Here is a 6,741-nt window from a genome sequence, read left to right as displayed (position 1 = left end):
GGAAGGGACAGAGCATGAGTACCTACACCATTCCCAATGTGATCGCGCAGCATCCGCGCGGCGGCGAGCGGATCACCGATATCTACTCCCACCTGCTCGCCGAGCGGATCGTCTACCTCGGCACCCCGATCGACTCGGGCGTCGCGAACGCGCTCATCGCCCAGTTGCTGCACCTGGAGTCGGAGAGTCCGGAGCAGGAGATCAACCTCTACATCAACTGTGAGGGCGGGGATCTGCCGTCCATGCTCGCCGTGTACGACACCATGCAGCACATCCAGTCGCCCGTGCAGACCACCTGCGTCGGGCAGGCGATCGCGGTGGGCGCGGTGCTGCTGGCGGGCGGCGAGCCCGGCCGACGCGCCATGCTCCCGCACGCGAGGGTGGTACTGCACCAACCCGCCGCGCGCGGGCAGGGCACTATTCCCGATCTGATCCTGCAGGCCGACGAACTGGTGCGCATGCGGGCGGAGATCGAGTCGATCCTGTCGCGGCACACCGGGCAAACCGTGGAGCGGTTACGGCGCGACACCGACCGCGACCGGGTCTTCACCGCGCCGGCGGCGATCGAGTACGGCCTCGTCGACCAAATCCTGGGACGGCGTGACTAGGCCACGGATGCCAGGAGCGTGGGCCCGGTGCCGGAACGCGGCGCCCGCAAGAGGGCGATGCGGCGCCGGGCCTGCAGCTGGTCGGCCACCTGGCCGGTGAGCTCACCCAGCGTGGTGCCGAGGGAGCCGGCCAGGGCGGCGATCATCTCGCTCGACGGCTCCTTGCGCCCCCGCTCCACCTCCGACAGATACTGCGGGGAAATGCCCGCCCTGCGAGCGGTTTCGACCAGTGTCTCGCTGCGGTCCTGCCGCAGCGTGCGCAACTGTTCACCGAGCACCTCGCGCCACAGGGGTTCCGGCGACGTCTGCGGTGCCTGCCGGTCGTCGCGTCCACCGGGAATCGAGTGCAGTCTCGGGTGCTCGCTCATGAGCAGAGCGTACGGTCCTGGAGCGCCGATCTGCCCCGCATTACGCTCTGGGCGTACGAGCGGCGGCGATCGGCGCGGATTCGGCGTGGTCGCCGCGGTGATCGGAGCGAACCGAGCATGATGGGAAACCATGCCCGAGAATTCGAAAGTCCCCGATCTCAAGCCGCGCAGTCGCGACGTCACCGACGGCCTGGAGAAGACCGCCGCGCGCGGGATGCTGCGCGCGGTCGGCATGGGCGACGCGGACTGGGAGAAGCCGCAGATCGGCGTCGCCTCCTCGTGGAACGAGATCACCCCCTGCAATCTGTCCCTGGACCGGCTCGCCAGGGGCTGCAAGGACGGTGTCTTCTCCGGTGGCGGTTTTCCCATGCAGTTCGGCACCATCTCGGTGTCCGACGGCATCTCCATGGGCCACGAGGGGATGCACTTCTCCTTGGTCTCGCGGGAGGTGATCGCCGACAGTGTCGAGACCGTGATGCAAGCCGAGCGGCTCGACGGTTCGGTGCTGCTGGCCGGGTGTGACAAGTCGTTGCCGGGGATGCTGATGGCCGCGGCCCGGCTGAACCTGGCGAGCGTGTTCTTGTACGCGGGGTCGATCCTGCCCGGGGTGGCCAAGTTGTCCGACGGCAGCGAGCGTGAGGTGACGATCATCGACGCCTTCGAAGCGGTCGGCGCCTGCGCCCGGGGGCTGATGAGCCGGGAGGACGTCGCCGCTATCGAGCGGGCGATCTGCCCCGGCGAAGGGGCTTGCGGCGGCATGTACACCGCCAACACCATGGCCAGCGCGGCCGAGGCGCTGGGCATGTCGCTGCCCGGCAGTGCGGCCCCGCCCGCGACCGACCGTCGGCGTGACGGTTACGCGCGCCGCAGCGGCGAGGCCGTAATCGAATTGATCCGGCAGGGGATCACGCCCGCCGACATCCTCACCAAACCGGCTTTCGAGAACGCGATCGCGGTGGTCATGGCGTTCGGTGGTTCCACCAACGCCGTGCTGCATCTGCTGGCCATCGCGCACGAGGCGAACGTCGACCTCTCGCTGGACGACTTCGCGCGCATCGGCCGCCGCGTTCCGCACCTCGCCGACGTCAAACCCTTCGGCAACCACGTGATGACCGACGTGGACCGGATCGGCGGCGTGCCGGTGATGATGAAGGCCTTGCTCGACGCCGGGTTGCTGCACGGCGACTGTCTCACCGTCACGGGACGGACGGTGGCGGAGAACCTGGCCGACATCACCCCGCCGGACCCCGACGGCAAGGTGATCCGCGCGATGGCCGCCCCGATCCATCCGACCGGTGGCATCACCATCCTGTCCGGTTCGCTCGCCCCGGACGGCGCGGTCGTCAAGTCGGCGGGCTTCGATTCCGACGTATTCACCGGCACCGCACGGGTTTTCGACCGCGAACGCGCGGCGATGGATGCCCTCGAAGACGGCACGATCGCGGCGGGCGATGTGGTCGTCATCCGGTACGAGGGGCCGAAAGGCGGGCCCGGGATGCGCGAGATGCTCGCCATCACGGCGGCCATCAAGGGCGCGGGCCTGGGCAAGGACGTCCTGCTGCTCACCGACGGACGGTTCTCCGGCGGCACCACCGGCCTGTGTGTCGGGCACGTCGCACCGGAGGCCGTGGACGCCGGACCGATCGCCTTCGTGCGCGACGGCGATCCCATCCGCCTCGACGTCGCCTCCGGCACCCTCGACCTGCTGGTCGACGCCGACGAATTGGCCGGCCGCCGGGAAGGCTGGGAACCCTTGCCGCCCCGCTACACCCGCGGCGTCCTGGCCAAGTACACGAAGCTGGTGGGATCGGCGTCGATCGGAGCTGTCTGCGACTGACGGCCGCGGGACTCCGCGGATAGGGCGGCACGAGCACGGCTTAAAGCTACTTGTTTGTAGCTACGGTTGACTAGCTACTAGTTTGTAGCTATAAATGAGCCGTGAACGCGAGAAAGCCTGGAGAAAAGGGCCGCCGCACCCAGCTCGAGTTACACGCCGACTGTCGTGCCGCCGTCATCGCCGAGGCCGCCGAGACGGGTGTGGCGCGGTTGGCGATGGAGGGAGTCGCGCGTCGCGCGGGAGTCGCCAAGACCTCGCTCTACCGGCATTGGCCGACGGTCGAGGAATTGCTGATCGAGGCGCTGGCGCAGGCGTATCCGGTCGAAGTGCCGTCGCCTGCGGGCGGCAACCTGCGTGGTGACCTGTTGCGGGCACTGGAGCAGTTGACGCAGTGGCTGTCCGGTCCGACCGGAGCGGCCACTGCCGCCATCCTCGCGGAACGGCAGCGGCGGCCGGATCTGGTCGAGGCGCTGTATCGCAATGTCTTCGATCTGCGTGGCGGCCGGTTCACCCGAACGGTGCTCGATCACTACGCGTCACTGGGCCAGATCGACTCCGCGCTGATCACGCCGATCGTGAGCGACATCGGTGAGGCGCTGGTGATCAAACACCAGATCGACACCGGACGGTGGCCCGACGAGCGCGTCCGGGCGGCCATCGTCGATCAAGCTCTCTTACCCGCCCTCGGATTCCCGCCTCCCCATGAGAAGAGTCAGACGAAATGACAAGCGCACCCGCGAATCCGGTCCACGTCGACTGGACCGCCACCACCGGCACCTCGCGCACCACGCTGACGACGCACCTGTGGACCGCGCCGCCGCTGCGCCGGAGTTCGCCGATCCACGACAAAGCCTTTGCCGCGCTGCGCGCGCTCGACGCCGACCTCGTCCGGTTCCTGCCGTGGTATTCCCATCCGCGCATCTCCGTCGCCGAGCTGGCTCCGCCCACCGCGACCGAGACATCCTGGAGCTTCCAGCTGCTCGATCCCCTGGTCGAGGACTTCATGGACGCCGCGGAAGGCAGGCCGGTCGTCGCGAATTTCGCGACCATTCCGGCCTGGATGTTCAGTACCGACGAGCCGGTGGCCGTAGCGGAGAACCCCGACGAGATCCATTGGGACTACGAGCTGGGCACCGAATTCCGTGATCCCTCCTTCACCGAGGTGGCGGACTACTTCTATCGTGTCGCCAGCTGGTATATCGCGGGCGGGTTCACCGACGAACTGGGGCGTCGCCACGAGTCGGGGCACCATTACCACTTCGCCTATTGGGAAGTCCTGTGCGAGCCGGACCTCGGGCACCGGATCGGACCGGAGGCCTACACGAGGCTCTATGACGCGATCGTGGAACGTCTTCGCCCGCTGGATCCCGACATGAAATTCGTCGGATTGTCGCTGAGCCACATCCACCGTAATCCCGAGTACTACTGGAATTTCCTGGACCGGACCAATCATCGTCCCGGAGTCCCGATCGACGCCTTCTCCTACCATTTCTACGCCCAGCCGGACATCGTCAATCCGTTCGGCCCCGAGGGCAACGCGCCGGCCGCGCACTGGCGCGACATCTTCTTCGCGCGAGCGGATGGTTTCCTGGAACAGGCACGGTTCATCGAAGGCATCCGGCGCAGGCTCGCGCCGGACGTCGCGACGTTCATCAACGAGATCGGCACCTTCCCGGCCGACGTGATGAATCCGAGCCCGGAGATTCCCGATGAATACTGGGCACTCAGCGCCGCGATCCAGTCCTACCTCTGGGTCGAGCTGGTCGCGCTCGGGGTCGACCTGGTCGGCATCGCCGAATTCATGGACTATCCCGGCATGATCCCCGGCACTTCGCTGATCGACTGGGAAACCGGCGCCCCCAACCTGCGCTACGAAGCCCTGGCCTTACTGCTGCGGCACTTCGGCCCCGGCGACCAGCTGGCCGTGACCAGCACCGCCTACCCCGATCCACGCGTCCACGCACGAGCTTTCGTCACCGCTTCCGGCCGACGAAAGCTCCTGTTGATCAACAAGTTCGATGCACCCCTGACGGTCGCCCTCTCCGCGTCCGTACCGATCACAGTCGAGCAGGTGGGATCCGAGGGTTTGCGAGCCGCGCCGCTCGGCGAGCCCGTCGTACCGCTCGACGGCTTCGCCACCGCTGTCGTCGATTTCTGAGGCAGCGGGCCGCGCGGCACGATCTCGCCGCGCGGCCCGCTCGGGCCTACTTCCCTGCGGCTCGGACGATCAACTCGGCGACCACGTCGGGAACGGACACCGAGACCGCGTGCGAGGCCGAGACCTCGACGATGTCGGCGCCCGCACGCTGCGCCATGAACCGCTGCGCTTCCACCGGAATGTTCTTGTCCTCGCTGGTGATCAGCGCGAACGACCGGATGTCCCGCCAAGCCGTGGCGGTCGCGGGCTGCTGCAAGGCGTCGAGGGCGACCGGTCGCTGCGTCGCCGCCATCGTCTCGGCGGTGGTGGCGGGAACGTCGGCGGCGAACTGCCCGTGGAATTCCTCTTGCCGGATGTAGAGCTCGGTGCCGGTGTCGCCGCCCGGAAGCGGGTAGGCCGCGGCCCGGGTGGTCGGCCCGAGCGTCGATCCGGGGAACTTGTCGGTCAATTGCAACGCGCTCTCGCCCTCGTCGGGAATGAAAGCGGCGACGTAGACGAGCGCTGCGACATTGCTCTTCCCCGCGGCGGCGACCGTGATGACGCTGCCGCCGTAGGAATGTCCGACCAGAACGCAAGGACCTTGCACGGTGTCGAGGACCGAGGCCACATAGGCGGCGTCACTGTCGAGGCCGCGCAGCGGATTGGCGGCCGCGAGCACGGAATGCCCTTGTGCGCGCAGCCGTTCGATGACACCGTTCCAGCTGGAGGAGTCGGCGAACGCGCCGTGGACAAGAACGATGGTCGGACTGGTGGGCTCGATGCTCACGAGTGTGGTTCCTCCGAATCGGATAGTCGGTTACGGGTCACGCGGGGTACAGGGCGGACCGCAGCGTCGCGACGGCCTGCGCCACCGCCGCCTTGGCGGCATGGGTGTCGTGCAGCGAATTGACCATGACGAAGTCGTGCACGATCCCGCCGTAGCGCACCTGGGTGACCGGCACGCCCGCGGCGCGCAACTTGCCCGCGAAGGCCTCGCCCTCGTCGCGCAGCACGTCGGCTTCGGCGGTGATGACCAGCGCGGGCGGCAACCCGGCCAGCTGCTCGATGGTCGCGCGCAGCGGCGACGCCGTGATCTGCGCGCGCTCGTCCGCGCTGGTGGTGTACTGATCCCAGAACCACTTCATGCCCTCGCGGGTGAGGAAGTAGCCCTCGGCGAACTGCTCGTAGGAGCCGGTGTCGAAATCGGCGTCGGTCACCGGGTAGAACAGCACCTGCTGAACGAAGGAGACATCGCCGCGCTCCTTGGCCATCAGGGTCAGCGCGATGGCCATGTTGCCGCCGACCGAGTCGCCCGCGATCGCGATGCGGGAGGTGTCGAGGCCCTTTTCGGCGCCGTGGGCGGTGACCCATTGGGCCACTCGGTAGGACTGCTCGTTGGCCACCGGGTAGCGCACGTCCGGGGATCGGTCGTACTCGGGGAACACGACGGCCGCGTTCGTGCCGACGGCGAGGTCGCGCACCAGGCGGTCGTGGGTGTGCGCGTCGCCGAACACCCACCCGGCGCCGTGGGTGTAGACGATCACCGGCAGCGCCCCGGTGGCGTCCTGCGGTTTGACGATCCGAACCCGCACCGAGCCGGTCGGCCCGCCCTCGACGGTGATCCACTCCTCGTCGATCTCGGGCTTGAAGATCGGCGAGTCCTGCACGCCGTCCACCGCCTTGCGGCCTTCCTCGGGCGGGAGCTGGTAGAGGAACGGCGGCTGCGAGGTCGCGTCGACGAACTCCTGCGCGGCCGGTTCGAGCGAGATGCCCAGCGGGTTTCCTGACATG

General features: G+C 68.0%; 7 protein-coding genes. 4 read left to right on the top strand and 3 right to left on the bottom strand.

What is annotated here, in order from left to right; translation table 11 throughout:
- Window positions 1–14 precede the first annotated feature (14 nt).
- Window positions 15–608, top strand: a complete 594-nt coding sequence (locus NNI01S_RS20365; RefSeq protein WP_063021700.1) for a ClpP family protease — start codon at window positions 15–17, stop codon at window positions 606–608.
- Here NNI01S_RS20365 and NNI01S_RS20360 read toward each other — a convergent pair.
- Window positions 605–976, bottom strand: a complete 372-nt coding sequence (locus NNI01S_RS20360; RefSeq protein ID WP_084489052.1) for a helix-turn-helix domain-containing protein — start codon at window positions 974–976, stop codon at window positions 605–607. The two genes, NNI01S_RS20365 and NNI01S_RS20360, sit on opposite strands and share 4 nt — an antisense overlap.
- Window positions 977–1,106: 130 nt before the next feature.
- Here NNI01S_RS20360 and ilvD point away from each other — a divergent pair, with 130 nt between their 5' ends.
- From ilvD to NNI01S_RS36100, 3 genes are all read left to right on the top strand, one after another.
- Window positions 1,107–2,813 (top strand): dihydroxy-acid dehydratase, encoded by a 1,707-nt coding sequence (gene ilvD, locus NNI01S_RS20355; RefSeq protein WP_063021699.1) that lies wholly within the window; start codon window positions 1,107–1,109, stop codon window positions 2,811–2,813.
- Between the two features lie 101 nt (window positions 2,814–2,914).
- The gene (locus NNI01S_RS20350; RefSeq protein ID WP_063021698.1) at window positions 2,915–3,538 is read left to right on the top strand and encodes a TetR/AcrR family transcriptional regulator; all 624 of its coding nucleotides are present in this window, start codon (window positions 2,915–2,917) and stop codon (window positions 3,536–3,538) included.
- Window positions 3,535–4,971 carry a hypothetical protein gene (locus NNI01S_RS36100; protein WP_063021697.1) on the top strand — a complete coding sequence of 479 codons (1,437 nt, stop codon included), beginning with the start codon at window positions 3,535–3,537 and terminating at the stop codon, window positions 4,969–4,971. The genes NNI01S_RS20350 and NNI01S_RS36100 overlap by 4 nt, the downstream gene beginning before the upstream one ends.
- Before the next feature lie 46 nt (window positions 4,972–5,017).
- Here the strand turns inward: NNI01S_RS36100 and NNI01S_RS20340 are convergent, their stop codons facing one another.
- Both NNI01S_RS20340 and NNI01S_RS20335 read right to left on the bottom strand, forming a co-directional pair.
- Window positions 5,018–5,737: an alpha/beta fold hydrolase gene (locus NNI01S_RS20340; protein WP_218019225.1), complete on the bottom strand. Its 720-nt coding sequence runs from the start codon at window positions 5,735–5,737 to the stop codon at window positions 5,018–5,020.
- Window positions 5,738–5,774: 37 nt separating this feature from the next.
- A complete protein-coding gene (locus NNI01S_RS20335) occupies window positions 5,775–6,740 on the bottom strand; it encodes an alpha/beta hydrolase (protein ID WP_063021696.1) in 966 nt (321 codons plus the stop codon).
- Window position 6,741 lies beyond the last annotated feature (1 nt).

The organism is Nocardia niwae NBRC 108934 = DSM 45340, from assembly GCF_001613465.1.
Classification (GTDB): Bacteria; Actinomycetota; Actinomycetes; order Mycobacteriales; family Mycobacteriaceae; genus Nocardia; species Nocardia niwae.
Note: the sequence above shows the minus strand (reverse complement) of the source record. Positions and strands in the feature narration are given on the sequence as shown.

Coding starts and splice junctions, on each gene's coding strand:
- NNI01S_RS20365 (WP_063021700.1), top strand. CDS start 15: ATGAGTACCTACACCATTCCCAATGTGATCGCGCAGCATCCGCGCGGC.
- NNI01S_RS20360 (WP_084489052.1), bottom strand. CDS start 976: ATGAGCGAGCACCCGAGACTGCACTCGATTCCCGGTGGACGCGACGAC.
- ilvD (WP_063021699.1), top strand. CDS start 1,107: ATGCCCGAGAATTCGAAAGTCCCCGATCTCAAGCCGCGCAGTCGCGAC.
- NNI01S_RS36100 (WP_063021697.1), top strand. CDS start 3,535: ATGACAAGCGCACCCGCGAATCCGGTCCACGTCGACTGGACCGCCACC.
- NNI01S_RS20335 (WP_063021696.1), bottom strand. CDS start 6,740: ATGTCAGGAAACCCGCTGGGCATCTCGCTCGAACCGGCCGCGCAGGAG.